Origin of the sequence: Streptomyces sp. NWU339, from assembly GCF_003143855.1 — a bacterium.
In the GTDB taxonomy this organism is placed as follows: Bacteria; Actinomycetota; Actinomycetes; order Streptomycetales; family Streptomycetaceae; genus Streptomyces.
The window spans coordinates 1-25,310 of record NZ_QFRK01000062.1 but is presented as its reverse complement, the minus strand read 5'-3'; the positions used below and the strand labels follow the sequence as shown (position 1 = coordinate 25,310).

The 25,310-nt window shown below is 69.9% G+C and carries 26 protein-coding genes and 3 pseudogenes; 12 read left to right on the top strand and 17 right to left on the bottom strand.

Translation table 11 applies throughout. The features are described from left to right. Positions 1-81: 81 nt before the first annotated feature. Entirely contained in the window at positions 82-882 is an 801-nt protein-coding gene (locus tag DIZ27_RS38525) for a CPBP family intramembrane glutamic endopeptidase (protein ID WP_109383021.1), read from the top strand. Between the two features lie 68 nt (positions 883-950). Here DIZ27_RS38525 and DIZ27_RS38520 read toward each other — a convergent pair whose 3' ends face one another. Then, entirely contained in the window at positions 951-1,766 is an 816-nt protein-coding gene (locus DIZ27_RS38520; RefSeq protein WP_109383036.1) for a PhzF family phenazine biosynthesis protein, read from the bottom strand. A 215-nt stretch (positions 1,767-1,981) separates the two neighbouring features. Continuing rightward, the gene (locus DIZ27_RS38515; RefSeq protein WP_146229069.1) at positions 1,982-2,410 is read right to left on the bottom strand and encodes a DUF6188 family protein; all 429 of its coding nucleotides are present in this window, start codon (positions 2,408-2,410) and stop codon (positions 1,982-1,984) included. An 82-nt stretch (positions 2,411-2,492) separates the two neighbouring features. Here DIZ27_RS38515 and DIZ27_RS38510 point away from each other — a divergent pair, with 82 nt between their 5' ends. Further along, on the top strand, positions 2,493-2,756 hold the full coding sequence (locus DIZ27_RS38510; protein WP_109383019.1) for a hypothetical protein: 264 nt from the start codon (positions 2,493-2,495) through the stop codon (positions 2,754-2,756). Positions 2,757-3,476: 720 nt separating this feature from the next. Here DIZ27_RS38510 and DIZ27_RS38505 read toward each other — a convergent pair. The 3 genes from DIZ27_RS38505 to DIZ27_RS38495 all read right to left on the bottom strand — a co-directional run bounded on the left by DIZ27_RS38505 (position 3,477) and on the right by DIZ27_RS38495 (position 7,152). Continuing rightward, positions 3,477-4,526 (bottom strand): ATP-binding protein, encoded by a 1,050-nt coding sequence (locus DIZ27_RS38505; protein WP_181383906.1) that lies wholly within the window; start codon positions 4,524-4,526, stop codon positions 3,477-3,479. Then, positions 4,523-6,046, bottom strand: a complete 1,524-nt coding sequence (locus DIZ27_RS38500) for a Mu transposase C-terminal domain-containing protein (protein WP_258308756.1) — start codon at positions 6,044-6,046, stop codon at positions 4,523-4,525. The genes DIZ27_RS38505 and DIZ27_RS38500 overlap by 4 nt, the downstream gene beginning before the upstream one ends. 353 nt (positions 6,047-6,399) lie before the next feature. Further along, the gene (locus DIZ27_RS38495) at positions 6,400-7,152 is read right to left on the bottom strand and encodes a TnsA-like heteromeric transposase endonuclease subunit (protein ID WP_109383016.1); all 753 of its coding nucleotides are present in this window, start codon (positions 7,150-7,152) and stop codon (positions 6,400-6,402) included. Between the two features lie 195 nt (positions 7,153-7,347). Between DIZ27_RS38495 and DIZ27_RS38490 the strand changes: the two genes are divergently transcribed. The 4 genes from DIZ27_RS38490 (at position 7,348) to DIZ27_RS38475 (ending at position 10,964) form a co-directional block, all read left to right on the top strand. After that, positions 7,348-7,968 (top strand): PadR family transcriptional regulator, encoded by a 621-nt coding sequence (locus tag DIZ27_RS38490; protein ID WP_258308753.1) that lies wholly within the window; start codon positions 7,348-7,350, stop codon positions 7,966-7,968. Positions 7,969-8,133: 165 nt separating this feature from the next. Further along, positions 8,134-8,673: a Clp protease N-terminal domain-containing protein gene (locus DIZ27_RS38485; RefSeq protein WP_258308752.1), complete on the top strand. Its 540-nt coding sequence runs from the start codon at positions 8,134-8,136 to the stop codon at positions 8,671-8,673. A 75-nt stretch (positions 8,674-8,748) separates the two neighbouring features. Further along, positions 8,749-9,762: a DMT family transporter gene (locus tag DIZ27_RS38480; RefSeq protein ID WP_109383013.1), complete on the top strand. Its 1,014-nt coding sequence runs from the start codon at positions 8,749-8,751 to the stop codon at positions 9,760-9,762. 248 nt (positions 9,763-10,010) lie between these two features. Next, positions 10,011-10,964 carry a DMT family transporter gene (locus DIZ27_RS38475; protein WP_109383012.1) on the top strand — a complete coding sequence of 318 codons (954 nt, stop codon included), beginning with the start codon at positions 10,011-10,013 and terminating at the stop codon, positions 10,962-10,964. Between the two features lie 33 nt (positions 10,965-10,997). On the opposite strand, the gene DIZ27_RS38470 is transcribed toward DIZ27_RS38475, so the two are convergent. Continuing rightward, the gene (locus tag DIZ27_RS38470) at positions 10,998-11,681 is read right to left on the bottom strand and encodes a pyridoxamine 5'-phosphate oxidase family protein (protein ID WP_109383011.1); all 684 of its coding nucleotides are present in this window, start codon (positions 11,679-11,681) and stop codon (positions 10,998-11,000) included. Positions 11,682-11,716: 35 nt separating this feature from the next. Between DIZ27_RS38470 and DIZ27_RS38465 the strand changes: the two genes are divergently transcribed. Continuing rightward, positions 11,717-13,054, top strand: a complete 1,338-nt coding sequence (locus DIZ27_RS38465) for an aminotransferase class I/II-fold pyridoxal phosphate-dependent enzyme (protein ID WP_109383010.1) — start codon at positions 11,717-11,719, stop codon at positions 13,052-13,054. 41 nt (positions 13,055-13,095) lie between these two features. Here the strand turns inward: DIZ27_RS38465 and DIZ27_RS38460 are convergent, their stop codons facing one another. Together DIZ27_RS38460 and DIZ27_RS38455 are read right to left on the bottom strand one after the other, a co-directional pair. Continuing rightward, positions 13,096-13,572, bottom strand: a complete 477-nt coding sequence (locus DIZ27_RS38460) for a pyridoxamine 5'-phosphate oxidase family protein (protein ID WP_109383009.1) — start codon at positions 13,570-13,572, stop codon at positions 13,096-13,098. A 30-nt stretch (positions 13,573-13,602) separates the two neighbouring features. Continuing rightward, on the bottom strand, positions 13,603-14,097 hold the full coding sequence (locus DIZ27_RS38455) for a Rieske (2Fe-2S) protein (RefSeq protein ID WP_109383008.1): 495 nt from the start codon (positions 14,095-14,097) through the stop codon (positions 13,603-13,605). Between the two features lie 223 nt (positions 14,098-14,320). On the opposite strand from DIZ27_RS38455, the gene DIZ27_RS45345 reads away from it, so the two are divergent. Both DIZ27_RS45345 and DIZ27_RS38450 read left to right on the top strand, forming a co-directional pair. Further along, entirely contained in the window at positions 14,321-14,548 is a 228-nt protein-coding gene (locus tag DIZ27_RS45345) for a hypothetical protein (RefSeq protein WP_146229068.1), read from the top strand. Between the two features lie 375 nt (positions 14,549-14,923). Beyond that, positions 14,924-15,730, top strand: a pseudogene (locus DIZ27_RS38450) (transposase family protein). A 61-nt stretch (positions 15,731-15,791) separates the two neighbouring features. On the opposite strand, the gene DIZ27_RS38445 reads toward DIZ27_RS38450, so the two are convergent. Together DIZ27_RS38445 and DIZ27_RS38440 are read right to left on the bottom strand one after the other, a co-directional pair. Next, on the bottom strand, positions 15,792-16,355 hold the full coding sequence (locus DIZ27_RS38445; RefSeq protein WP_109383007.1) for a dihydrofolate reductase family protein: 564 nt from the start codon (positions 16,353-16,355) through the stop codon (positions 15,792-15,794). A gap of 285 nt (positions 16,356-16,640) precedes the next feature. After that, the gene (locus tag DIZ27_RS38440) at positions 16,641-17,327 is read right to left on the bottom strand and encodes a TetR/AcrR family transcriptional regulator (RefSeq protein WP_109383006.1); all 687 of its coding nucleotides are present in this window, start codon (positions 17,325-17,327) and stop codon (positions 16,641-16,643) included. A 273-nt stretch (positions 17,328-17,600) separates the two neighbouring features. Here DIZ27_RS38440 and DIZ27_RS38435 point away from each other — a divergent pair, with 273 nt between their 5' ends. Continuing rightward, entirely contained in the window at positions 17,601-17,954 is a 354-nt protein-coding gene (locus DIZ27_RS38435; protein ID WP_109383005.1) for a hypothetical protein, read from the top strand. A gap of 272 nt (positions 17,955-18,226) precedes the next feature. Continuing rightward, positions 18,227-19,363 carry an FAD-dependent monooxygenase gene (locus DIZ27_RS38430; RefSeq protein WP_219933700.1) on the top strand — a complete coding sequence of 379 codons (1,137 nt, stop codon included), beginning with the start codon at positions 18,227-18,229 and terminating at the stop codon, positions 19,361-19,363. 249 nt (positions 19,364-19,612) lie between these two features. On the opposite strand, the pseudogene DIZ27_RS38425 reads toward DIZ27_RS38430, so the two are convergent. The 3 genes and pseudogenes from DIZ27_RS38425 to DIZ27_RS38415 form a co-directional block, all read right to left on the bottom strand. Beyond that, positions 19,613-20,002 (bottom strand): annotated as a pseudogene (locus DIZ27_RS38425) (DDE-type integrase/transposase/recombinase); the annotation flags it as partial. A gap of 28 nt (positions 20,003-20,030) precedes the next feature. After that, a complete protein-coding gene (locus DIZ27_RS38420; RefSeq protein WP_109383003.1) occupies positions 20,031-21,887 on the bottom strand; it encodes a glycoside hydrolase family 15 protein in 1,857 nt (618 codons plus the stop codon). A gap of 129 nt (positions 21,888-22,016) precedes the next feature. Further along, a pseudogene (locus tag DIZ27_RS38415) lies at positions 22,017-22,220 on the bottom strand (hypothetical protein); the annotation flags it as partial. 328 nt (positions 22,221-22,548) lie between these two features. On the opposite strand from DIZ27_RS38415, the gene DIZ27_RS38405 reads away from it, so the two are divergent. Continuing rightward, entirely contained in the window at positions 22,549-23,097 is a 549-nt protein-coding gene (locus tag DIZ27_RS38405) for a DUF4142 domain-containing protein (protein WP_181383905.1), read from the top strand. Between the two features lie 582 nt (positions 23,098-23,679). Here DIZ27_RS38405 and DIZ27_RS38400 read toward each other — a convergent pair. The 4 genes from DIZ27_RS38400 to DIZ27_RS38390 all read right to left on the bottom strand — a co-directional run. Next, positions 23,680-23,940, bottom strand: a complete 261-nt coding sequence (locus DIZ27_RS38400) for a phosphatase PAP2 family protein (RefSeq protein WP_109383001.1) — start codon at positions 23,938-23,940, stop codon at positions 23,680-23,682. Positions 23,941-24,061: 121 nt separating this feature from the next. Continuing rightward, positions 24,062-24,265 carry a hypothetical protein gene (locus tag DIZ27_RS45340; protein ID WP_146229067.1) on the bottom strand — a complete coding sequence of 68 codons (204 nt, stop codon included), beginning with the start codon at positions 24,263-24,265 and terminating at the stop codon, positions 24,062-24,064. 32 nt (positions 24,266-24,297) lie between these two features. Next, complete coding sequence (locus DIZ27_RS38395; protein ID WP_109383000.1) at positions 24,298-24,933, bottom strand: DedA family protein; 636 nt, start codon at positions 24,931-24,933, stop codon at positions 24,298-24,300. Positions 24,934-24,993: 60 nt separating this feature from the next. Next, positions 24,994-25,310 (bottom strand): undecaprenyl-diphosphate phosphatase (locus DIZ27_RS38390; RefSeq protein WP_309074966.1); only part of this gene is annotated, 317 nt, incomplete at its 5' end.

Here is a 25,310-nt window from a genome sequence, read left to right as displayed (position 1 = left end):
CGGGACCGCCGAGGACCGCCCGTCGGGCCTTCGGACGCTGCCCTCATACTGATCGGACGGATCGGTGATGTGGAGGCAGCTGTGCAGGCGGAGGCGGGCCCGCGGGCCGATGAGTATCCTCAGCGGCGGCTCACGCGGACGATGCTCCGCGACGAGACGCTGCTCGTGCTCGCGGTGTCGCTCGGCGCGAGCGGAGTGTCCGCGCTGATCAGTTTCATCGGTTCGGTCACCCGCCCGGGCGGCCTGAAGGACCAGGCGGCCACCCTCAACGCCTCGGCCGCACCGGGCCGTCCCTGGCTCGACCTGGCCTGGCAGCTCTTCGGGATCACCACCGCGCTCGTTCCCGTCGCGCTCGTCGCCCACTTCCTGCTGCGCGAAGGCGCGGGACTGCGCGTCCTCGGGTTCGACCGCACCCGGCCCTGGTCCGACCTCGCCCGCGGGGCGGTGGTCGCGGCGGTCATCGGCAGCAGCGGCATCGCCTTCTACCTGGCCGCGCGCGGGCTCGGCTTCAACCTCACCGTGGTGCCCGAGGCGCTGCCCGAGGTGTGGTGGAAGTTCCCCGTGCTGATCCTCTCGGCACTGCAGAACTCGATCCTCGAGGAGGTCATCGTCCTCGCGTACCTGCTGCGCCGGCTCGAGCAGTTGGGCTGGACACCGGGCGCCGCGATGGCGGCGAGTTCGGTGCTGCGCGGTTCGTACCACCTCTACCAGGGCATCGGCGGTTTCGTCGGCAACATGGTCATGGGCGTGGTGTTCGTGTACCTCTACCGCCGCTGGGGCCGGGTGGGGCCCCTGGTGGTCGCGCACACGCTGCTCGACATCGGTGCGTTCGTGGGGTACGCGCTGCTCGCGGGCAAGGTGGGCTGGCTGCCCACGGCCTGAACGACCCGGAGACCGGGAAGGGGCGTACCGGCCGTGCCGTTACGCCCCTTCGCCGTTCCGGCGCCCGGTCAGGCCAGGAGCTCGCCCTCGATGACCGTCACCGCCCGCCCGCCCAGCAAGGTGCGCTCGCCGCACAGCTCCGTACGGACGCGGCCGGAGCGGGGCGAGGCCTGGAGGCCGGTGAGGCCGGGGCGCCCGAGACGCTCGGACCAGTAGGGGGCCAGCGCGGTGTGGGCGCTTCCGGTGACGGGGTCCTCGTCGATGCCGACGTTCGGGAAGAAGCAGCGGGAGACGAAGTCGTAGTCCCCGGACGGGTCCGCTGCGCGGGCGGTGGCGATGACGCCGCGCTCGGAGTGGGCGCCGAGGGCCTTCAGGTCGGGCCGCAGGGCGTGGACGGTCCGCTCGTCGGCGACCTCGACCAGCAGGTCTCCGACGTTCGGGCCGGTGTCGAAGGCCGTGAGCGGTTCGGTGCCCAGTGCGTCGGCGACTCCCTCGGGGATGTCGAGCCGGGTGAGCGGCGCCGTGGGGAAGTCGAGGGTCACGGAGCCGTCCTCGGACGGCGTCGCGACGAGGACACCGCTGAGGGTGGCGAACCGGACGGGCCCCTCGTGGGTGCCGGTGGTGTGCAGGACGTGCGCGGTGGCCAGGGTCGCGTGGCCGCACATCGCGACCTCGGTGGCGGGGGTGAACCAGCGCAGCGCCCAGTCGGCCGTGCCGCCCGCGGGCAGCGGGTGCGCGAAGGCGGTTTCGGCGTGGTTGACCTCCAGGGCGACGTTCTGGAGCCAGGTGTCGTCCGGGAACGCCTCCGTGTCCAGAAGCAGGACCCCGGCGGGATTGCCGGAGAAGGGCCGGTCGGTGAAGGCGTCGACGATTCGAATGCGCATGCCCTGACGGTACGGGCCGAGCAAAGTCGCGGGCCAAGGCCAATTCAGGCGCGTTGGACCGGCCGTACGGGTCCCTCTGCCCGGCTGTCCTGTCTCAGCGAAGTTAGTCGTCCGCATCTCGCTGACCTGCGTGGACTGGATTGAGTGAGACGCGTGGACTCGGTTCGTTGAGACAGACCGCAAGTCTCGTGCCCGCCGCATCGCGTGTTTCGAAGTTACGACTCGCTCGTTCCTGAGCCAGTCCAGACGGCGAGGTCGCCTCCAGGCAGTGATGCAAAGCGCCACCCCCTTGGGCCCGTGACCTGCCACGCTTCGAAGGACGGATCGGACGAGCAGGTCAGATGGTGGCCTGTGTCGAAAACGAGACGCAGGGTGCCGGACTTGAACGCGACCGCCGACAGGACATTCGCTCCAAAGAGTGCGAGTGCCCCCGCGACGTCCTGCGATTCCGGATTCAGGAGCACGGACGGGTTGGCGCGGGCTGTCCCGTGCGAGAGGTCGACGGGTGCTTCCAATGCGACTTCCCAGTCCGAGTCGAGGGCCAGCACGAGCCGAAAGTCCACGGTGATCTTGGTGACGCTCATCGCACGAAGGTTCAGGACCCATCGGTCCTCGTGTTCGACGGGACTCTCTTCGGTGCTCACCACTGCACCTTGGCTGATCTGACAGTCGAGGGCCATGGGATTTCCAGCGCCAGGGCGGCATGGCTGGAACTATGGTCGGGCTGTGGACGACGAGCAGATCACCATCAAGCTCACTCCGGATGAGGCCCTGGTCCTGTCGGACTGGCTGGAGCGGGTGCAGATGACGGACCTCAGCCGTCTTGTGGACGATGCAGCGGTGTGGGCTCCGATCCACCGGCTCGCGGGAACACTGGACAAGGCGCTTCCCGGAATCTTTGCAGCGGACTACTCGGAGCGCCTGGAAGCGGCGCGTCGCCGTCTTCGCCCCTCGGCGGATGATGACGGTGAGTCGGAGGACTCCGCGTGACCTTGTGGGGCGGTGGCAAGGCGGCTGAGGAAGGAGTCCGGGGTCTCGTCGTGAAAGAGCAGGATGGTGCGGGGAAGAGGCGGCATCAGGCATCGAGCTTGTGTGAAGGGCCGGGGTCTGGGAGCACTCTGAGGCGTTCCCGGTGGGCTGCGACGCGGCAGGCTGCTGAGCACCAGAGCCGTGGGCGCCCGAGTTCGGACCGGCGGTCGGTCTTGCCTTTCAGTACTCGATCGCAGCGCCCGCAGTGTCCGTTGGCCCAACGTGTCTCGTAGGTAGCCTGTCTGCAATGTTCGGAGCACCAACGGAACGGACGGTTGCGTTCCACGATGGTTTCGCACTGGATGCATGGCGCTGTGTAGCGAGCGTGCCGTAGGACACCGCCGTGGGAGAGCGGGATTCGTCTCCGGAAGGCGATGATGCGGCACTTCCCGGAACACCACTGTGCTGGCCGTCCCTTGTTGGTTCTGGCCGGAAGGGGTTGGCGGCAGATGCCACATTGCATGTCGACCAGAGCCCGCTGAAGGTCAGTGAGCGCGCGGCCGGTCACGGCGGCCAGTCTTTCAAGGAGAGGAGGACCCGAGGAGCCGGCAGCGCAGAGGTGGGAGCGCAGTTCGGCGGGCGGGATATGGTTCGCTGCCGCAAGGCGCCGGATGTAGGCGTCGAAGGTGCCGCCGTCGGCGGGGCGAACGTAGATCGGTAGACGAGGGGGTGTGATCTCGATCATCGCTGCCTGGCAGGCTTCGGTGTGGGGCGCGTGGACTCTGCCGCATAGTCCAGAGGGATGACGTCGAGCCCCTCTTTGGTGACACGCTCGGTGCCGTTGAGGATCGCGTCGATCGCGGCGCCCCGGATGACGTGGGACAGCGCGCCGATCATCCCGTCGGTGCGGTTGTAGAGGTAGCGGTCGAGTTTGAGCAGACTGCGCGACGGATGGTCGTGCAGGATCAGGGTTTCTTCCATGGTCGCGATCAGGCCCTTCCACTCCTCGCCATAGGGGAAGGGGCCGGTTGGAACGAGAGTGAAGCGGCCCGCGATCTGGGCGCCTCGAGTGCCGACCAATAGTTCGCTGGACTCCAGGTCGATTCCCGCATAGACGAAGGTGGCGGGGATGCGCTCGGAGAAATACTTCAAGGTGTCGGAAACCTCGGCTCCGGCCTGGGTCCTCTGCGAGATGTTGTGGATCTCGTCGACCAGGACGAGCCCGGTGCGCGTGTCGGTGCAGACACCCACCACCGCCTCGATGATGTCGGTCATGTTCGAGCGGCCACGGACCGGAAGGCCCAAGAAGCGGGCGAACTCTGCTGCAACCATGCGGGCGGTCCCAGCTGGCGGAACGGTGATGTAGAGCACGGGAATACGGTCGGCAATCGTCGGGTGACGGGCCCGGTCGAGAAGCTCGTGAGCACGGCCGAGCTGCGCGATGGCACTGGTCTTGCCCGTGCCGGGCAGTCCCGAGACCATCAGTCCTCGGCGGGCACTGATCGCATGCCTGTTCAACAGGACCAGGCGACGGCCACAGATCCGCGTCTTCTCAACGAACGATGTGGAGACCGTGAGCATCCGAGCGTGATGGTGGAGGCGGTCCTCGTCGTAGAGATCCCGCTCGGTGAGTGACAACCGCTGCAGTTCGCCCGGGGACAGCCGGTTCGGGGGTGGGGGTGGGCCGTCGACGAACCTCCGCCAGCCAACCAGAGTGGTCAGCTGCCGGTCGGCCTCGGCGTCGGCCTGCCGCACCGTTGTCGGGCCGGCCGCTGGGCAGGAGGGGGTCACGTGTGCCTCCAAGGGTTGGCGAGCGGGTCGAACAGGCCCAGCGGGATGACATCGGCAAGCTCGATGTCAGGCGCGTCATTGCAATGCGGCTCGATGACGGGTGGATCTGGGACCGAGCGGTTGGTCGACGTGGCCCGAGTACGAGCGGCGACGCGGCGGTCACGCCGCGAACGCTTGGCCGGACGGTCCTGTTCTGCAGCAGGACCGTCGTGGGCCCGCCGCAGCAGAGCCGCGGCCGCATCCGCGATCTGTTCCTCGGTGCCACCGGGAACCTGGGCGCGAGCGTGGTCCCAGGCCAACTCACCGAAGGGGACGCCGACGCGGTGGAGATGCTTCCAGAACACGGTGATCCACCGATCGGCGCGGGCGTCGCGTACCCAGATCCGGGACACGTCGTAGGGGTCATAGTGGACCTCCCACAGGCCCTTCTTCGCCGTCACCCCCGAGCGCTGGCGGCGCAGCGGGTTCAACTCCGCGCTGTCGTAGGTGCGGTGCCTGATGCGGATGCCGTAGGCGTTGATCGCCTGCCAGCGTTCGGGCAGCAGCTCGACGTAGTCCTCGCCGCCGAGCGGCACTGGGACGTATCCGCAGAATTCAAGCAGCGTGGCGTACTTCTCGTTCGGTGAGAACGCCCGCGCCGGTGCGTCAGGGTCGCGCAGAGAGTCGTGGGGCCTGGTCTGCCAAACGGCGATGATCCACTCGTCGAGGAGGTTCTGGAGTTCGGGCAGCGACCACAGCGGCCCGTCTTCCAGGCCACGGCCGCGGCGGTCCGTCGTCGAGCCGGTGTATCCCACGACGAACTGGGCGAACAGCGTGGCCACGGAGCCCAGGGTCTTCTCGATCGTGCCCTTGTCGGTCGGCGTCGCCTTGTGCGCCGGCTGAAGGTTGATGCCCAGGTATCGGCAGGACGCCCTGAAAGCATGCGAGATGAACACGCTGCCGTGGTCGCAGACGATCGTCTCCGGCACGATCACCGGGCGGGCGGCCGCGTGTTCCAGTCGCTCGTCGATGCTCAGCAGTCGCCGGTGCGGCAATGCTGACCGGGACATCCGTAGGGCTTCCGCCCAGCCTGGACGCATCGCCTCCGGGGTAACACTGCGAGCCAGCAACGCGGAGGCGTCCGCGGCCTTCGTGGAGGGCCGCAGCACCGCTGCGGTGATCGACCTGGTGGCGATGTCGACCATGGCCGTCAGCTCGACCTTCTCGGCGACGCCGTCATCCAGCCGCACCAGCACGTCCATCGGCGTGGAGTCGATTTGCATCAGTTCGCCGGGCGCACTGGCCGGCACTTCGCCAAATGGCCCGGAGGGCCGCGCTCCGACAGAGCGGCGGGTGCGGGCCGACCCAGTGGCGTGGGTGCCGGCGGCGAGCCTGTCGAACAGCCGGTAGAGCGTGGCCCGAGACGGCAGCTCAACCTCGGCGGTCTCCTCCCGATCGGACAGGAGCTGCTTGGTCCGCCAGATGATGAAGCCGATAGTCCTCGACGACGCGTCGGCGGTCTCGGCGATCGCCTGTCGCATGGCTTCCACCACAGCCGGGTCGACCTGGCCGAAGGCCTGCATCTGCTTGGCCGACCGGCCATCCGCAAGCCCGACCAGCCCATCTTGTTGGTAGCGCTGGCGCCGCTGCTTGATGCCGCTGGCCGATACCTGATGCCCGGCCGCCGTCAGCTCGGCAGCCTTGGCCCGTTCGCGCTGGGCCAGCGAACAGCGTTTCGGATCGAACTCCGGCCGCGGCTTGGTCCCTTCCGGAGCATCGGGCGGCAGGCCGTGCAAGACCTCCAGGATGTGCCTCTCCCACCAGCGGGCCTGTTCAGCGGCAGCCTCGGGGAACTCCCCGATCCGGGAGGTCGGTGGCACCCGCCTCTTCCCGGTCACCGACCGACTCCGCTGGCCAAGTGCACGATCGTGCGCGGCCCCAGCAACTCGGCCGTCATGTCCTCGGCGGTCAGTTCTTGGAGCCAGAGGAGGTGGAACAGCACGGGCAGCATCGACAACCGATCCCCGGCCGCATCTGCCCCCACCATGAGTGGTCTTGGGGTTGCAAAGACCTCCCGGAGCCGGGCCGCGGCCGGGTCGTGCAGACACCGTGGGTGCCGGTAGCGCGACAGCCACCGGACATTCGCGAGCAGCACCGCGTCCGGTGTCCCCAGCCGCTCGAATCTCCACCCAGCCTGGGCGCAGAGCAGGCGCGTCACCTCGAACGCTTCGGCGTCCTGCGGCTCGATCCGCTCGTCCGCGCGGATATCGACGACCACCGCCGAGCCGTCCGCGCGGCGGATGAAGTAGTCCGGGGCGTGCCGACGCTCCCGTTCGCCGTCATGCCAGTGCAGCCAGAACGGCTGCGAGCCAATTCCCACCACGCTCGGGTCGAAATCCATCAGCAGCAGCCGGTCCCGCTCCAGCCACGATTCGAAGCCGACGTGCCGCCCGGTCGTCGCCGCCCAGTACCAGCCCGGGAAGTGACGCTCACCGCGCGACCAGCGAAATGTGCGCACGGGAGGGACATCCTCGAACCGGCCCGTCACGCAGTCCCGTAGCGGACGGCGACGACGCCCGTGCATCGCGTCCACGTACGACAAATCGACACACGGCCCCGCGTGATCCACCCCAGCCGGTACAGCCATCCAGCACCCCCAGCGCGCTCAACCGCGCGACTAGGTTCGCTGAGACAGAAGCCCGAACGACTCGGTTCGTTGAGAAAACGACTCGATTGAGTGAGACGGGACAACAACGGACGGTCGAGGGGTTGTCCAGCGAAACTCACCGATATATCGTTGAGATATCGCGACAGGTCAACGATGGAATGGAGAGTGGTTGCGATGCGTACCCATGGTTGCGAGCACGGCCAGGGCGGTCCGCGGGACGTCCGGAGCGACTTCGAGCGGCTGCGGGCCGCGTTCGGGCCCTTCGGTCCCTCGGGGCCCGGTGGCCCCGGCTTCGGCCCGGGTTTCGGGCACGGCCCCTGGGGCGGTGGCCGAGGGCGTGGCGGGCCGCGGGGAAGGGCACGGCGCGGTGACGTGCGGGCCTCGATCCTCGCCCTGCTGAAGGATCGCCCGATGCACGGCTACGAGATGATCCAGGAGATCGCCGAGCGCAGTGGCGGGGCGTGGAAGCCCAGCCCCGGCTCGGTGTACCCCAACCTGCAGCTGCTGGAGGACGAGGGGCTGATCGCCAGCGAGTCCGAGGGCGGCAAGAAGCTGTTCGCGCTCACCGACACCGGTCGCACGGCGGCCGAGGAGGGCCCGGAGGCACCTTGGGAAGAGGCCTCGCGCGGGGTCGACTGGGAGGCGCTGAGCGAGATCCGGCAGGCCGGGTTCGGTCTGATGGAGGCCTTCGGGCAGGTCTGGAAGACCGGCAGCAAGGAGCAGCGGGAGAAGGCGCTCACCGTCATCAACGAAGCCCGCAAGAAGCTGTACCTGATCCTCGCCGACGACGACTGAGGACGAGGGCGCGGCCCTGAGGAAAACTGAGGGAACCTGAGGAGAACAGCCTGACTCTCCTTCTCAAGGAGGAGAGTCAGGCCCGGCGTGTCCACTTCCCGTGGGACAGGAAGATGCTCCCTGCCGGGGATGCCCCGGACCTGCGGGGCTGATGGGGTGGAGGATGTGCAATCCCGTATTCCCCGGCAGTCGGCCCACGAGGCCCAGGAGCAGGGCGTTCGCCACGCGGACCACGGCGCCGGACCCGGTGCGGAGCTGGCGGCGGTGGTCGCCGGTGCCCGCCGCAGGGCGCTCAGGGACGCGGACCGGCAGATCGACACCGCCCATCTGCTGCACTCGCTGCTGGAGTCCGATGCCGAGGTGCGCGCGGTCTTCGGCGAGGGCCCGCAGACCGCCCGGCTGCTCGGCTATCTGGTCCAGCGCAGCATCGGCTACGGCCTGCGCTGGCAGAGCGCCGTCGAGGACTCCGATGCGGTCCCGGTGGTGACGGAGGCCGCCGGTTTCTCGCCGCTCGCCGCGGCCGGTATGGCGTACGCCCGCGAACGTGCGGCACGCCGCGAGGGGACGCCATGTGGCGTGGACCTGCTCGCGGCGATCATCGTGGACCCGCAGGCCCGTGCCGTCGAGGTGCTCGAGCGCGCCGGGATCGACTCCCGAGCCCTGCTCGCCCGGCTCGAGACGTGGACCGGCGACCCGGCTCACTGAAAACGGAGGGAGCCACCGTCCAGCAAGTGAGACAGGAGCCATGGGGATGACGCTCCTGTCGACGCCTGACATCATGTGCCGGTGTCTACCTCTGTCAGCACCCGGAACACCCTGGGCACCCGTGGGAAAGGCGTGGGGCTCGGCCTCGCGTTGTTGTCCGCGGTGGCCTTCGGCGGATCCGGTGTCGCCGCCAAACCGCTGATCGAGGCGGGACTGGACCCGCTGCACGTCGTCTGGCTGCGGGTGACGGGCGCGGCCCTGGTCCTGCTGCCGCTGGCGGTGCGCCACCGGGGGCTGCTGCGCAGCCATCCGGCGCTGCTCGCGGGGTTCGGACTGTTCGCCGTCGCCGGCGTCCAGGCCTGCTACTTCGCGGCCATCTCCCGTATCCCCGTCGGCGTCGCACTGCTCGTCGAGTATCTCGCGCCCGCGCTCGTCCTCGGCTGGGTGCGGTTCGTCCAGCGGCGGCCGGTGACCCGGGCGGCGGCGGTCGGTGTGGTCCTGGCGGTGGGCGGACTGGCCTGCGTCGTGGAGGTGTGGTCGGGCCTCGGCTTCGACGTCCTCGGATTGGCGCTCGCGCTCGGCGCCGCCTGCTGTCAGGTCGGGTACTTCGTCCTGTCCGACCAGGGCAGCGACCACGGCGACCGGGCGCCGGACCCGCTCGGGGTGATCGCCTACGGCCTGCTCGTCGGCGCCGCCGTACTCACCCTCGTCGCCCGTCCGTGGTCCATGGACTGGTCGGTGCTCGGCGGCAACGCGAGCATGGACGGCACCTCGGTCGCGGCCTTCGTGCTGCTGGCCTGGATCGTCCTCGTCGCCACGGTCGTCGCGTACGGCACCGGAGTGCTCTCGGTGCGGCGGCTCTCGCCGCAGGTCGCGGGGGTCGTGGCCTGCCTCGAAGCGGTCATCGCCACCGTGCTGGCCTGGGTTCTCCTCGGCGAACACCTGTCGGCGCCGCAGCTCGTGGGCGGTGCGGTGGTGCTGGCGGGCGCGTTCATCGCCCAGTCCTCCGCGCCGGCCAGGAACTCCGAGGGACCGGTGGCGAGCGGAGGGCCCGAAAGGGAGTTGTCCACGCCCGGAACTGCCGCCTAAGGTGCTGATCATGCATGCGCGCGCACTCGTTCTTCCGCCTCCCGCCGCCTGAGGCGGGTCCACAGCTCCCTTCGCCCGGCGCGCCGCCGGGCCTTGCGGTGCTGCCCGCAGACGCAGTCCGCGGACCCCGTCGACCCGGCTCGACCCGGACCTGATCTGGGGCTTCCTTCCTTCCTTTCGCGCAGTGCGTGCACCGCCTTGAGTGGTGCGTACCCGCGCGTATCTGTGTGCACCTGCGGAGAGAACACGTGTCGAACGCCGTATCCGGCCTGCCCGTCGGGCGAGGCCTGCTCTATCTGATCGTCGCCGGTGTCGCCTGGGGCACCGCCGGCGCTGCCGCGTCGCTGGTCTACCGGGTCAGTGACATGGGCCCGGTCGCCCTCTCCTTCTGGCGCTGTGCGGCCGGACTCGTACTGCTGCTCGGGGCCCGGGCGCTGCTTCCGCGCACCCGGACCGTGCCCGGGCCCCTGGGCCGCAGGGTGTGGCGGGCCGTGGCCACCGGGGTCGCGCTCGGCGTGTTCCAGACGGCCTACTTCGCCGCCGTCGCCGCCACCGGACTCGCCGTGGCCACCGTCGTCACCCTCGGCGCGGGACCCGTTCTGATAGCGCTCGGCGCACGGCTGCTCCTGGGGGAGCGGCTCGGCCGGGGCGGGAGCGCCGCCGTCGCCGGGGCGCTCGCCGGGCTCGTCGTCCTCATCCTCGGCGGCGGGGAGGCGGTCGTGGACCTGTGGGGCGTGCTGCTCGCGCTCCTGGCCGCGGCGGGCTACTCCGCGATGACGCTGCTCACCCGCTGGTGGGGGCGGGACGGCGGGTTGGACGCCTCCGGCGCGACGGTCGGGGCGTTCGCCGTCACGAGTGTGCTGCTGCTGCCGTTCGCCGCGGTCGAAGGGCTGGTCCCGCACACGGGCGGCCCCGGTCTGCTGCTGTGCCTCGTGGCATACAGCGCAGCGGTCCCGACCGCTCTCGCCTACGGCCTGTACTTCGCGGGCGCGGCCGTCGTACGGTCGGCCACCGTGTCCGTGATCATGCTGCTGGAGCCGGTGAGCGCGGCGGTGCTCGCCGTCGCCCTGCTCGGGGAGCGGTTCACCCCGGCCACGCTGGTCGGCACCCTGCTGATGCTGGGCGCGGTCGCGGGGCTCGCGGTGGGCGAGGCACGGCTCGCCCGGGCCCGCAGGACGGAGGACGACGCGGTACCGGCGTGACGGCGGGGCCCTGGGTCCCCATGCGGCGCGGGGTCACAGGGCCGCCAGATACTCCGGCAGCTCCGTGCCGGGGGCCAGACCGGGGTCGGCGAGCGGGGTGCCGTAGCCGCGACTCAGGGGGACGATGCCCGCCCAGTGGGGGAGAGCGAGGTCCTCCGGCTCGTCGTTGACGCCGCCGGTGCGGAGCTTGGCGGAGACCTCGGTCAGGTCGAGACGGATCACCGCGGTGGCGGCCAGCTCCTTCTTGTCGGCCGGGCGGGAGTCGGCGGCACGGCCGGGGACGACCTGATCGACCAGGGCGTCCAGCGACCGCCGCTTCTCCTCGGGGTCGGTCACGTCGTGCGCGAGGCCGTGCACCACCACGGAGCGGTAGTTGAGCGAGTGGTGGAAGGCGGAGCGGGCCAGCACCAGCCCGTCCACATGGGTGACGGTCAGACAGACCGGGAGGCCGGACCCGGCCCCGCCCGCCGCGCGCAGCGGGCGGGAGCCCGTCGAACCGTGCACGTAGAGCCGCTCGCCGACCCGGGCGTACAGCGTGGGCAGCACCACCGGCGCGCCGTCGCGGACGAAACCGAGGTGGCAGACGTACCCCTCGTCGAGTATCGCGTGCACCAGCTCCTTGTCGTACGCGGCGCGGTGGGGGGAGCGGGTGGGGACGGTGCGCTCGGTGGGTGGGTAGCTGGTGGTGGGCTGCTGCGGCGGCCGGGGCCCCTGCATGGCGTTCTCCATTGCACTAGTGCATAATAGACTTTGTGCTAGGAGAGTATCGGATCAGTGGGCGGCGCGCAGCGGAGATTTCGGCGAACATTGAGCGCGCGGTGGGTGAAGGGGACCTCAGGCCGGGTGAACTCCTGCCTCCGATGCGGGAGTTGGCGGAACGGCTCGGGGTGAATCCCAATACCGTCGCGTCCGCGTACCGGACCCTGCGCGAGCGCGGGGTGATCGAGACCGCGGGCCGGCGGGGGAGCCGGGTGCGGCCCAAACCGGCCACGACGGCGCGCGACTTCATCCGGGTGGAGGTGCCGCCGGGCGTACGGGACGTGTCCGACGGCAACCCGGATCCCGCGCTGCTGCCCCCGCTGGCCGAGGCCTTCGCCGCCGCGGCCGGGCAGGGGGACCGGGAGCCCGTGCTCTACGGGCACGCTCCCGTGGAGCCCGGACTGACGCGGCACGCACGCGCCTGGCTGGACGCCGATGGCGTTCCCGACGGCCCCGTCGCGGTTGCCTCCGGTGCCCTGGACGCCGTGGAGCGGGTGCTCGCGGCCCACCTCAAGCAGGGGGACGCGGTCGCCGTGGAGGACCCGGGATGGGGAAGCGTGCTGGACCTCGTCCCGGCGCTCGGGCTGCGGACCGTCCCGGTCGGTGTCGACGACGAGGGGCCGCTCCCTGATGACGTACGGCGTGCGCTGACGGGCGGGGCGCGTGCGCTGATCGTGACGGACCGGGCGCAGAACCCTACCGGGGCCGCACTGAGCGCAACGCGCGCGCGTGCCCTGCGGGCGGTGCTCGCGGACCACCCGGAGACGCTGCTGATCGAGGACGACCACGGGCACCACATCGTCGACCTGCCCCTGCACCCCCTCGCCGGCCCCACCCGTAGCTGGGCCTTCGTGCGTTCGGCGGCCAAGGCGTACGGCCCCGACCTACGGCTCGCCGTGCTCACCGGGGACGCGGTCACCCTCGACCGGGTGCGCGGGCGGCAGCGGCTCGGGCCGGGCTGGGTCAGCCGCACCGTCCAGCGCGCGGTGCTCCGGTTGTGGACCGGCGGCGCGGTGGACCCGGGCGCGGTGGCGGCGGAGTACGGGCGGCGCCGGGACGCCCTGATCGAGGCGTTGGCCCGGCAGGGGGTCACGGCGCACGGGCGCAGCGGTATGAACGTGTGGGTGCCGGTGCCGGACGAGACCGACGCCGTCGCACGGCTGCTGCACGCGGGCTGGGCGGTGGCCCCCGGCGCCCGCTTCCGGATGAGCGCACCGCCGGGCATCCGCATCACCGTGTCGACGCTCACGGGGGACGAGATCGGCCCCCTGAGCAAGGCGGTCACCGCGGCGATCGGACCGGACACACCGGAGTCCAGGACGTACGTATAGGACCTTTCGTACAGGACCTCGCGTACGGACGGCCCCTCAGGTCAGCCCACCTGGCGAGCGCCCAGTTTGCGGAAGTCCCAGGACACGATCTTCTCCGGGGTCAGTCGCATCCAGGCGTGCCGACCGTCGTGCGGCATCTCGTCCAGGCCGAAGTTCTTGCGCGCGAACAGGGTCTCGGGAACGTCGAGTTCGGCGCGGAGTTCGCCGGTGCGCGGTATCTCGCCCACGAACTCCATCCGCCCGGACAGCTCCGCACCGCGCAGTTCGTCGTACTCCTCGCCGGTGTCCACCACGATCGCCACCCGCGGGTCCCGGCGCAGCTCGGCCCAGCGCTTGGAGCGCACCACGGAGTACAGCCACAGTGAGACGCCGTCCCAGGCGAACCAGAGCGTGCTCACATGCGGCGCGCCGTCGGCCGACACCGTGGCGACCCGACAGGTGCGCTGAACGGTGAGGAAGTCGTCCAGCTCGCCCGGCGTCATCATGATCTTCCGGCCCCGGCGCTGCGTGGCGGTCATGCGGTCCCTCTTTTCTCACATGGACCAGGCTCACGCGAGCCTGATCGAGTCCCCGCTGACGGTGATCTCCACGGACGGCAGCGGCGCGGTCGCCGGGCCGCCCTGCACACTGCCGTCGGTGATCGAGAAGTTACTGTTGTGGCAAGGGCAGTTGATGACTCCGTCGGCGACGCTCTTCACCGCACACCCCTGGTGGGTGCAGGTCGCCGAGAACGCCTTGAACTCGCCCGCCGTCGGCTGGGTCACCACCACCTTGCTGTCGGCGAAGACCTTCCCGCCGCCCTCGGGGATGTCGGCGACCGCGGCGAGCTCGGCCCCGGCCGCGTTGCCGCCGCCCGAACCTCCGCTGCTCGTCTCGTTGTTGTCCTGAGGGCCGCTGGACGCGCCGGAGCCCGCGGACGAGTCGGAGGCGTCGTCGGAGCCTCCGCAGGCGGTCAGCGCGACGGCGAGGCCCGCCGCTCCGGCCGCCGCCACGACGGTACGACGGGCAGGCCCCGATGCGAGCTGATGCGATGCGCTGGTCATGCGGGTGTGTCCCTTCCGGGGAGGTTGCGTGATCTGGCAAGAGGTACGGTCGGCGGGCCCACGTCGTTCAGGCCGTGCAGAGAGCTTGACCCGCGCCCGGTCGGAGGGGCGTAAGGCACAACTGTCGTTTCGCTGTCGGCGTGACGGGACGTACTGCCGTACTGCCGCACGGAGACGAGCACCGCCCGCGCCGACTGTCACGCTCGGTTACTATGCTCACTCCATGCCGGAGACCACAAGCGAGGGGCGCGCCACCATCGACGGGATGCTCGGAAGGCAGCGGGACCGGCACGCCGGTCGAAACGCCCCGGCCCCACCTGGTCAGGTGGGGAAAACACTGACCGAGGTCACCGCCACGCGCTACATCACGCCCCTGCGCGAGGGCGGCTCGCTGCCGGGACTGGTCGAGGGCGACGACCTCCGCACCTACGTCCTCAAGTTGTCTACCTGATGAAGCTGACCTGCGGTGATGTGCCCAATACCGTATCTGAGCTGGGCAGATGAGTCTTTCAGTGTCTTTCAGGATTGTGCTGCGTTACGCAGTCGATTCTCCCCACGTGCTCCCCAGCGCCGCCCATCCTCCCCAGAATCCCCCCAAGGATATTCCGTGTCGCAGGTGGGCGACCTGGGATGTCTGCTCGTCCGGCTCGCTGCGGCGGGCACGGTGAGTGACGTTTTCTCAGCGAAATGATCCACGCGAAGGGGTGCGAGCCATCCCGTGCGTGAGCGGGCCGGACGGGCTGTACCTGGCTGCGGACAGACGTAAAGCCCCTGGTAGGACAGGTCTCACCACAAGATCATGTCCGTAACCACCAGAGGCTTCACGTTGGTCACCCATGACGCCACGCTCGACGTCCCGCGCCACGTCGTGGACCACCTCTCGCGTCTGCTGGCCGCGCGCCGCCGCTGAATCGGCACCCCGCGCGGCAGCCGCGCGCTCGGTCCGTTCCGCCAGGCCGTACTGGTCCTGCACTGGTTCCGCGAGCACGACTGCGTCCACTGCCTGGCCCGCGACGCCGGCGTCTCCCAGGCCACCGGCTACCGCTACCTGCACGAAGGTATCGACGTCCTCGCCGCTCGGGCCTCCAACCTGCACGAGGTCCTGGCCCACTGCCGACGCGGGCATGACCCACGTGATCCTCGACGGCACGCTCACCGAAACGGACCGCATCGCCGGCGTCCGGGACAACGGCAACGACTGGTGGTTCAGCCAGAGACACAAGGCATTCGGCGGCAACGTGCAGTCTCTGGCGGCCCCGACGGCACCCCGCTGCGGGCCTTTGACGTCGACCCTGGCTCCGCCCCCGACATCACCGCCGCCCGCCTCCACGCGCTCCCCACGCTGTACAAGGCGGCGGCCGACGGCCTGCCCACCCTGGCCGACAAGGGCCGCATCGGCGCTGGCATCGGCATCCTCCTCCCGGCCCGCCGCCCGAAGGGCCGGTCCGAACAGGCCCTGCACACCGACACACGCACCACGAACAACCTGATCAGAGGCATCCGAGCTCTCGGCGAACGCGCCGCAGCCGAGCTCAAGCAGCGCCGGCGCACCCCGCAACACGTCACCCTCAGCCCCAGCCGGATCGGAGACATTGCCCGCGCTGCCCTCGCCCTCAACGGACACTGGAAGTGATTACCGCTGAGAAGACGTCACTGGCCGGCCCGTTCCTCCCAGGGCTCGGCGGACGAGCCGGCTAACGCGCCACGCGGTAGCGGAGGTAGACGACTCTCGAGCCGAAGGTGCGGGTCTCGACGAGTTCGAGATCCGCCCGGCGCTCGCACTGGGGAAAGAACGGAATGCCACCGCCCACCAGCACCGGGTAGACCATGGCCCGGTACTCGTCGATCAGACCCGATGCGGCCGCCTCGGCGGCGAGGGTCGCGCCGCCGATCGCGATCTCGTCCTCCCCCGGCTCGGCTCGCCACCGCTCGATCTCCTCCGCCAGACCGCCGGAGGCCAGGCGGGCATGGCCCCGCACCGCCGACAGCGTGGTGGAGAACACCACCTTGGGCAGCGGCTTCCAGAGTGAGGCCCACTCGAGCATGGAGTCGTCGAGCGCTGGATCCTGGTCGGCGGTCTCCCAGTACAGCATCGTCTCGTACAGCCGTCGTCCCAACAGGTGGACGCCGACCTGTCGAATCTCGTCGATCCAGAAGCGAAAGACCTCCTCGTCGGGCGCCGTCCAGTCGAAGCCGCCGTCCGGCCCGACGATGTAGCCGTCAAGCGAGACGCTCATCGAAGAGGTCACGCTGCGCATCAGGAGTCCTCCTCGGTACCGGGTTCGACAAGATGACCGCCGGACGCCGCAGGACTCATCGCGGCTCGCGGGATCCTCTGGGCCGAGTCACCCCACGAGATCATGTCGTTGAGAAAACCTCACTCGGTCAAGCCCTGCTGATGCAGTAATACCTTGGCTGGTCAGGGAGCTGGATGAGGTCATCCCGTATGCTGCGGCGTCGTCCCTCGTCATGCGTCCTCGGTACGGCCTACGGCACCATCGACAGGGATCGTCCCCGCAGGGGGCGACTTCTGCGCGGTCGGCTCACCCGCCTGGCGATCCGTCCCGGTCTGCGGGGGCGGGTCCTTTTGAGACCGGGAGGTGGCCGTGCAGGAGGAGGGTGACGAGCTGGTCCACCACCGCCTCGCCCGGCGGTATGCGGTTCACCGCGGCCAGGTACACGACCGTCCCGGAGTAGATGTCGACCATCAGTGACGTATCGGTGTCCGGCGGCAACCGGCCTTCGAGGCGGGCCCGCTCCAGCAGGTTCGCGACCGACGCGCGGCGGGGTTCGATGAGCTCGGCGAAGGCTTCCGTGCCGGTGGGATCCTCGATCACGTCGGCGAGAAGCGCCGGGAGGATCAGGCAAGTGGGCATGGCGGAGACGAGCTCGATGGTGAGACGGACGGCGGTGCGCAGGTCGGCTTCGAGGTCGCCGGTCTCGTGGATGGGAGGCAGGGGGACCTCCCCGCTGAGGGCCTCGATCACGAGTGCGGCCTTGTTCGGCCACCACCGGTAGATGGTGGCCTTGCTGACTCCGGCCCGCCGGGCGACGCCTTCGAAGGCCAGCCGCTGGTATCCGACCTCGCCGAGGAGGTCTTTCGTGGCTCGGAGCACGGCTTCGTGGGACTCCCGGCGGCGCCGCCGGGAGTCGGGCGTGATGCGGTCGGGCCGGGCGTACTCAGGAGCCAGAGCGCTCTGACGGCCGTCCTGAGGCCTGGGAGTGTCCACCGCATGCCTCCCTCGTGAGCCACTGGCACCCCGTTGACTTTGCCCGGGAAATGGCTCTATTTTTATCGAAACGGGGCGTTTCGTACCGTATGCCCCGCCTTGTAGTCAATGGTAAGATCCGCAAGCCTGCCTGGAAACTGCTGCGACGATGTTTCAGTACGTCCGGCGGGTGGGTCACCGCGTGTCAGACCCGCGCGCAGGATCTGGCGCGTACGGGCGTTCTCCCCGAGTGCCCGAGATCCCTGTTTCGACCCCCGGAAGGGGGACATCATCATGCGCGCAACCACGAGCAGGATGCGGCGAATAGCCGCTGCGGTCTGCGCGGCACCCATCCTTGCCATCGCGGCCGGAGCCGGCGCTGCCAGCGCGGCCGCTTCCCCCTCGTCGTCCCATGTCGCTTCGGCTCCCTTCCACGACAGCAAGGCCCGGGGGGATCGCTGCTTCTTCGGTGACGGCTGGGGCTGGGGTTGGGGAGACCACTGCCACTCCGGCTGGGGCTGGGGCTTCGATCACGGCTTCGATCACGGCTTTGGTGGTGACCATGGCTTCGATCACGGCTTTGGTGGTGACCACGGCTTCGATCACGGCTTCGGTGGTGACCACGGCGATGGCGGGCGTGCCTACTGACGCTCCAGCGCAGTGAGCTCGCGACCAACCTGCGGCAGTTTTGTGAGTGCTGCATCCGGATGCCCGGACATCTCGGGCATCCGGACCCGTCTGGAGTGGTGGGCCTCCCATCCGACCGGTAGTCGGGGCGGTGTGTAGCGGTGAGGATCGTGTGCGTCGGTGCGGGGCCTGCAGGGCTGTACTTCGCGATCTCGGCCAAGTTGCGCGATGCCGGGCACGAGATCACCGTGTACGACCGTGACCCGCCCGCGGCCACCTACGGCTGGGGCGTCGTGTACTGGGACGACCTGTTGGACGTCCTCTATCGCAACGATCCGGAAAGCGCCCGGGAGGTCACCGCCAGGTCCGTGCTGTGGCAGGACCAGGAGGTGCGTGTGCACGGCTCGGGCGGCGAGCAGACGGCGTACTTCGGGGGGTACGGATACAGCATGAGCCGATCTGCGTTGCTCGACGTCCTGGCCCGGCGTGCTGTGCAGCTCGGCGTCGACGTCCGGTACGGCCACCGCGTTGCAGATCTCTCGACGCTTCCCGAAGCGGACCTTCTCGTTGCTGCCGACGGTGCGAACAGCGGGATCCGGGGGCAGAGCCCAGCGTTCGGAACTCGCATCGAGGTCGGTCTCAATCCCTACATCTGGCTCGGCACGGACCAGGCGTTCCGCAGCTTCGTGTTCAGCTTCGAGCGGACGTCCGCCGGATGGATCTGGTTTCACGCCTACCCCTCAGTCGAGGGAATCAGCACCTGCATCGTCGAATGCTCACCGCAGACCTGGCACGGTCTGGGGCTCGACGTGCTCGGCCGTGACCAGGGAGTGGGACTGCTGGAGGAGATCTTCAAGCGCGCACTCGACGGCCACCGCCTGATCAGCCGATCACGGGGTGCACCGGCGCATTGGCAGCGCTTCGCGCACGTGACCAACAAGACCTGGTACCACGGCACGACGGTGCTCGTCGGCGACGCTGCCCACACCACCCACTTCACGCTGGGGTCGGGCACCAGACTGGCGATCATCGACGCGATCGTCCTTGCACACAGCCTGCAGAAATACCTTGACGTGGGGGACGCGCTGCGGGAGTACGACCGCCATCGCCGCGCGGAACTCCATCCGGTGCAGGCGGCCTCGCGTACGAGCATGGCGTGGTTCGAGCACCTGGACCAGTACGTCGACCGCGGGGCTGTGGCGTTCGCGCATGCCATGTCGGTACGCCACGGTGGCCAGAACCCCTGGCACCATCAACTCCATCTCGCCACTCAGATCGCTGCGGTACGCACGGTACGGCGCGCCTTTGCCACCGGCCGACGCTGGTACCTCGCCCGCCGGCGAGGCGGCGGAAAAGACGACCAGTCACGTCAAACTGGCCGACTACCGTTCCCGTCCGGAGCCGATCAGCAGGGAAACCGTGACGGGTAGACAGTGGGGCATGGGCCTTCGGCGGCCTTCCACGACCTCTTTGCCGGGAACCTCTGGCTACCGCCGGCTCACACGCAGTGCGGACCTTTTGAGTCCGCTCGGTCCCAGAGCAAGCAGACCGCCGGCCAAACCCGCTCCGCAAGTTGGTTGGCGGTCCGTGAGTCCGGCGTCAGCGGGGCGCTGTCACGTTGTTGGGTGTGAGTGCCTGACGGTGTGTCGGGTGTGGTGGGGCCAGCTTCCGCTCCGTGCTCAGGCCGCGGCAGACAGGCCGGCGACGCCGGTGACCTGCTCCCAGATSGCGAAGCGGACGGTCATCTCGGCGCGGTGGTCGGAGGCGGTCATCCGGTGGCGGTGAGGACGGAAGTGGGGCGAGATACCGCTGAACGCGGGCMGGAACCGCTGGGCCCCGCCGACGGAACGGAAGCCCTTCAYGGYGCGTTCGCGCTGCCTCGTCGGCTGGTGGCTGTTCTCGGCCCGGTTGTTCAGGCCCTGGTGACAGCGGTGCTCGACCGAGGGCATCACCTCGCGGTGCGCCGTGCCGTAGGAGCGCAGCYTGTCGGTGACCACCACCCGCGGCACCGTGCGGGTCTTCTTGAGCAGTGTGCGGAAGAACCGCCGGGCCGCAGCAGCGTCCCGACGAACCCGCCCGCGGCGATGCCTGCCGCGTTCATGCGTTCGTCTCCGTGCGGGCCGCGCCGATGGCGCAGGCGGCGCTGATGAGCGCGAGATGGCTCAATGCCTGGGGCAGGTTGCCGAGGAACGCGCCGGTGGCTGGGTCGATCTCTTCGCTGTAAAGGCCGACGTCATTGGCGAGGCCGACCAGGTCGTCCATCATCCGGGTGGCATCCTCGACCCGTCCGGTGCGGGCCAGGGCTTCCGCCAGCCAGAACGAGCAGGCGACAAACGCCCCCTCCGTGCCGCTGACACCGTCGTGACCGGCATACCTCATGACGTACGGGCCATGTCGTAGCCTGCGATCGATGGCGTCCACCGTGGCGCGCAGCCGCGGATCGCCTGCGTCGCCGTAGCCGTAGAGCAGGCCGAGCAACACGGCAGCATCCACGTCCGTGCTTTCGGCGGACCGCATGTAGCAGCCGTGCGGCCGCGAAAAGCAGCGGCTGTCGATGAACTCGCGGACCGCTCGCCGGCCGGCGCGCCAGCGAGCGGCGTGCCGATCCGGGATCAGCCGCCGCTCGGCCAGATCCACCGCCCTGTCGAGCGCCACCCAGCACATCATCTTGGACTGCGTGAAATGGACAGGCTGACTGCGCACCTCCCAGATCCCGGAGTCCGGTTGCTGCCAGGTCGCGCACACCAAGTCGGCCAGCTCCGCCACACGACGCGCGACGTCGGCGTCCAGATGCCCGGCGGTCCGCGCATACAGCCAGGCCGTCTGCAGCAGCTCGCCGTAGGTGTCCAGCTGGATCTGCCCGACCGCGGCGTTGCCGATCCGGACCGGCCGCGAGCCGAGACAGCCCTCCCACGGCAGAGTTCTCTCCGGGGTGCGGTGGCCGCCGTCCAGGCGGTAGAGCACGTGCAGGTCGGGATGGGTGAGCTGGGATGCGTGCATCAGCCACCAGAAGTAGGCGTGGGCCTCAGCGGGGCAGCCGAGCTGCAGGAAGGCGGCCAGGGCGAAGGCGGAATCGCGCGCCCACGAGAAGCGGTAGTCCCAGTTGCGCTCGCCCTCGATCTCCTCCGGCAACGAGGTCGTCACCGCGGCCGCGACCGCACCCGAGGGCGCGTAGACCAGCAGTTTTAGCGCCAGTAGGCTGCGCATCACCGCCTGATGCCACCGCCCCGTGTACAGGCGGTCATGTGCCCAGCTCCGCCAGGCCGCACACGTGTTGTCCAGGCGCGCCTCGCACTCGGAGCGGGAGGGCAGGACGAGCGGCTCCTGATCGGCGAACGGCATCACGATCATCGCCCGCCGGCCCTGGGCGAGCTCGAAGTGGCCGCTGATGACGTCACGGTCGCACTGAGGATTGCCCGCGTCCCAGACGCAGATTCCAAGTGCGTCCCTTCCAGCTGTCGCCACCGGGACGCTGGCGCGCCGGGTGAACCGGGTGCGCCGCGTGCCGTAGCCAAAGCGGGGCTGCACGCTCCACCTCATGGGCACGGTCTCGGACAGCCCGTCCACGCGGCGTAGCAGCTCTCTCATCGGCGTGAGTACCGCGTCGTCGTGCAAGCTGAGGGCGTCGGTGACCCGCACCGTGCCGCGACCGGTGACGAAGGTCGTCTCCAGCACGTTGGTGCTGGGCAGGTAGCGACGTTCCGTCCGGTAGGGCCCGGAGGGTTCGAGGGTGAACCGGCCACCTCGGGCGGCGTCCAGCGCGGCGAACACGGCGGGTGAATCCAGATCGGGCAATCCCAGCCAGTCCACCGACCCGTCGCGGGCGACCAGGGCGGCGGTGCGGCCGTCGCCGATCACCGCGTAGTCCCGCAGCGGCGCGTAGCCGCCGGCCCGCGGCACCGCGGCGGGCGACGAACGCCGGCCGGTGTGGGGCGAACCCTTGACGGTTGCCATGACACCACCCTCCCACCAGGCCCGATACGCCACGACCGGTCCGTCGGCCGTCAGCAGGTCACGGACGCAAGGGAGGCGGGTGCCTCCCGGGCGCTCACCCGCCTCGCCGCAATGTGTCCGCTGCGGAATTCAGCTCGGCTGCCGCTTGCCGTGGTAGCGCTGGGCGAGCCGCGCGAGGGCGACCGCGCCGGGCAGAAGCCCGAAGTCGCGCAGCGCGATGTCGTAGTAATCGGGGATCGACAGCAGGTTGACGATGATGCCGACCAGTCGGCCGGCCACCAGCCAGCCGCCGAACCGCGGGGCGACGGCCACGGCGACGCCTACTACGCACTCGGTCTGCCGTTCGGCAGCGGCTCCTTCCGCGCCCGTCGAATGCGGCCCGGCCCTTGGTCTCGTCCCCGAGCCAGCGTCCTCGTCACCAACCGGATCGGTCCCGCCCGCCCTGACACCGTGGAAGCCCAGCTCGCCTGTGCCGAAGGTCGTACGGTCGGCCGCCGAGGATCGACGCCCGACCACCCACCGAAGCTGACAGAGGCGCCCGGGTCCTCGGTTGCCGAGGGCCTCGACCGGGTGGACCATGGCACAGGTACGGCTTCTCACGCTTCGAGCAATGAGGATGGGGTTTTCACCGAGGCTTGCACGTGCGACCTGTGGAGGGCCCATGTACACGACTCGATCCCGTGCCCGTTTTGCCGCCGTCTGCGCCGCCACCCTGTGCATCATGGGCGCCGCGTCGTCCCCGGCCCTCGCTTCGTCGTCATCCTCGCCGTCGGCGGTCTCCACCCTGGACAGGCAGTTCCTGACCGCAGCCCACCAGGGAAACCTGTGGGAGATCACGACCAGTCAGCAAGCTCAGAGCGCCGCGACCACCGCCTGCGTCAAGCGGGTCGGCGCCGACTTCATCCGCGACCACCGCGCCCTTGATGCCGGTGTCGTCAAGACCGCGACACAACTCGGCGTGGCACTGCCGTACGGGCAAACGGGCGCGCAGCTGCGGCAGACCGCCGCCCTCAAGGCCCTCGCCGGGACGTCCGCGTACGATGCCGCGTGGCTCCAGGCCCAGTACCCCGCCCACGTGCAGACCCTCGCGCTCATCGACAAGCAGATCGCCTCGGGCACCAACCCGCTCGTGAAGTCCCTGGCCAAGAGCGCGCGCCCGGTGGTCGCACGCCACACCCAGATGGTCAACCACGGCGTGTGCCACGCGTAGGCGCCCGCCGGCTCACGGACGTGAGCTCGCCCGCATCGAGCACATCCACGCGCGTGGTCGGTGATCTCGTGCCAAACGCCTTACCCACCCGCCTCGCACCGGGCGAGAAGCCGCACCGCAAGCGGATGGCCACCCTGGCCTTCGTCGGCATCGCCGCAGTCTTGATCGGCTCTCGGAAGCTTGGCGGGTGAGACGCCACCGCGCGGTCAGGCACCGTCGACCAGGCGTGTCCCACACGAGCCGCAGACAGTCTCGCTATCCGACACCAGCCGACGACACCTCGGGCAGTGGAACGCCGGCGGTCTTGCAGGAGGCACGGTCGGCGGAGGGCTGGTCGGCTACGCCCGGCGCCGCCGCACCAGCCGCAGTTCGCCCCAAAGTTGGTCATCTCCTCGGGTAAGAACAAGGGTGCACACCCCTCGGTCGCCCCTGTGTATCGCATCCTCGCCGAGGACGATGCGGCCAGCGGCCCCGGGTGTCCAGAGTTCCAACCCGCTGGTAGGGCAGCCGGAATGCGCCTGAAAGAGGCGACAGCGTAGGCCGGCACAAAGCCGACCGGCCCGACGTGGAAGGGGCGGCCGGTCAGCGCGCGCACTCTGTGTCGGCAGCCCGGGTCAAGTCCCGCTCAGGGGACCCGATACGGAAGGCCGCGGCCGTGGTGGCCAGCACCGCCAGGCCCAGCAGCCATCCGGCCACCACGTCGCTGACCCAGTGCACTCCCAAGGCGATGCGGGCGAAGCCCACCCCGATCACCGTCACCGCCGCCACACCCCACGCCACCGCTCGCCAGGCCCCGCGCAGCGCGGGCCGCAGCAGGACGAGCAGCACCCCGCATCCGACCATCCCGGTCAGCGCTGCCCCGAGGGGAAGGCATAGCCGGCGGCGTGGTCCACCGGGTCCGGCAGCTGCGGGCGCGGCCGGGCCACCGCCAGTTTCAGCAGCGTCGAGGTCAGCGCCACCGCCGTCATCGCGACCGCCGCCCACGCGGCCGCCGGACAGCACGGCGCCGCAGCAGCACGACGACCACGGCGGCGACCACCAGCCGCAGCATCATCGGAACCCAGGCCACATCGGTCAGAAACCGCAGCACCCGCACGTACAGGGGATGGTCCAGTGCGAACGCGTGCAGCACGCCGTCGCCGCGCTGACGTCGGCGTGCTGGACTCACCCGATGAACCCCATACAGGCCCCGACCGCCGGTCAGGACGCGCGGCGGGCACTGCGCCGCGCCTTCAGCAGCTCGATCGCGACCGGAAGGACGGAGACCACGACGATGCCGACGAGGATCGCCTCGATGTTGTTCTTGACGAAGGCGACCTGCCCGAGGAAGTAGCCGAGGACGGTGACGCCCGAGCCCCAGGCGATGCCGCCGATGATGTTGTAGACCACGAAGGTGCGGTAGTGCATGCGGCTCACGCCGGCCACGATCGGCGTGAAGGTGCGCACGATGGGCACGAAGCGGGCGAGCACGATCGAGCGCGGCCCGTACTTCTCGAAGAAGTCGTGGGCCTTGGCCACGTTCTCCTGCTTGAAGAACTTCGAGTCGGGGCGGCGGAACAGCGCGGGGCCGGCCTTGCGGCCGAACAGGTATCCCACCTGGTCGCCGGCGATGGCCGCCGCCACGACCAGCGTGCAGACCAGCCACAGCGGCTGTGTGAGGTACTGCCGGTCCGCCACGAGCAGGCCGGTGGTGAACAGCAGCGAGTCGCCGGGCAGGAAGAAGCCGATCAGCAGGCCCGACTCGGCGAAGACGATCGCCAGGATGCCCAGCAGGCCGAAGGCCGAGATCAGGTAGTCGGGGTCGAGCCAGGCGGGGCCGAGCGCGAGAGTGGTCATGGGGCGAGGGCTCCTGGGGCGGATGGGTGCTGCGCGGGTCGGTGGGAACGGGGTGGGCGGCTACTCGACGGCGCCGGCGGCGGGGGCCGGCACGCCGGCGGTGACCAGGACCGCGATCACCACACCGCGGACGATGCGGTAGACCACGAAGGGGGCGAAGCTGTTGTTCGAGATGTACTTCAAAAACCAGGCGATGGCGGCGTAGCCGACCACGAAGGCGATGCCGGTGGCCGGCAGGGTCGGGTCCCAGGCCGGGGCCGGGCCTTCGCCGATCTTGAACAGTTCCAGGGTGCCGGAGGCCACGACCGCGGGGATGGCCGGCAGGAACGAGTACCGGGCCGCGGCCTCCCGGGAGTAGCCCAGCAGCAGCCCCGCAC

Bases quoted from the DNA above. Each gene is read 5' to 3' on its own strand.
- DIZ27_RS38520 (WP_109383036.1), bottom strand. From the start codon at position 1,766: ATGCGCATTCGAATCGTCGACGCCTTCACCGACCGGCCCTTCTCCGGC.
- DIZ27_RS38500 (WP_258308756.1), bottom strand. From the start codon at position 6,046: ATGCGACAGGCGATCGCCGAGACCGCCGACGCGTCGTCGAGGACTATC.
- DIZ27_RS38495 (WP_109383016.1), bottom strand. From the start codon at position 7,152: ATGGCTGTACCGGCTGGGGTGGATCACGCGGGGCCGTGTGTCGATTTG.
- DIZ27_RS38490 (WP_258308753.1), top strand. From the start codon at position 7,348: ATGCGTACCCATGGTTGCGAGCACGGCCAGGGCGGTCCGCGGGACGTC.
- DIZ27_RS38470 (WP_109383011.1), bottom strand. From the start codon at position 11,681: ATGCAGGGGCCCCGGCCGCCGCAGCAGCCCACCACCAGCTACCCACCC.
- DIZ27_RS38460 (WP_109383009.1), bottom strand. From the start codon at position 13,572: ATGACCGCCACGCAGCGCCGGGGCCGGAAGATCATGATGACGCCGGGC.
- DIZ27_RS38455 (WP_109383008.1), bottom strand. From the start codon at position 14,097: ATGACCAGCGCATCGCATCAGCTCGCATCGGGGCCTGCCCGTCGTACC.
- DIZ27_RS45345 (WP_146229068.1), top strand. From the start codon at position 14,321: ATGCCGGAGACCACAAGCGAGGGGCGCGCCACCATCGACGGGATGCTC.
- DIZ27_RS38445 (WP_109383007.1), bottom strand. From the start codon at position 16,355: ATGCGCAGCGTGACCTCTTCGATGAGCGTCTCGCTTGACGGCTACATC.
- DIZ27_RS38435 (WP_109383005.1), top strand. From the start codon at position 17,601: ATGCGCGCAACCACGAGCAGGATGCGGCGAATAGCCGCTGCGGTCTGC.
- DIZ27_RS38420 (WP_109383003.1), bottom strand. From the start codon at position 21,887: ATGGCAACCGTCAAGGGTTCGCCCCACACCGGCCGGCGTTCGTCGCCC.
- DIZ27_RS38405 (WP_181383905.1), top strand. From the start codon at position 22,549: ATGTACACGACTCGATCCCGTGCCCGTTTTGCCGCCGTCTGCGCCGCC.
- DIZ27_RS38400 (WP_109383001.1), bottom strand. From the start codon at position 23,940: ATGGTCGGATGCGGGGTGCTGCTCGTCCTGCTGCGGCCCGCGCTGCGC.
- DIZ27_RS38395 (WP_109383000.1), bottom strand. From the start codon at position 24,933: ATGACCACTCTCGCGCTCGGCCCCGCCTGGCTCGACCCCGACTACCTG.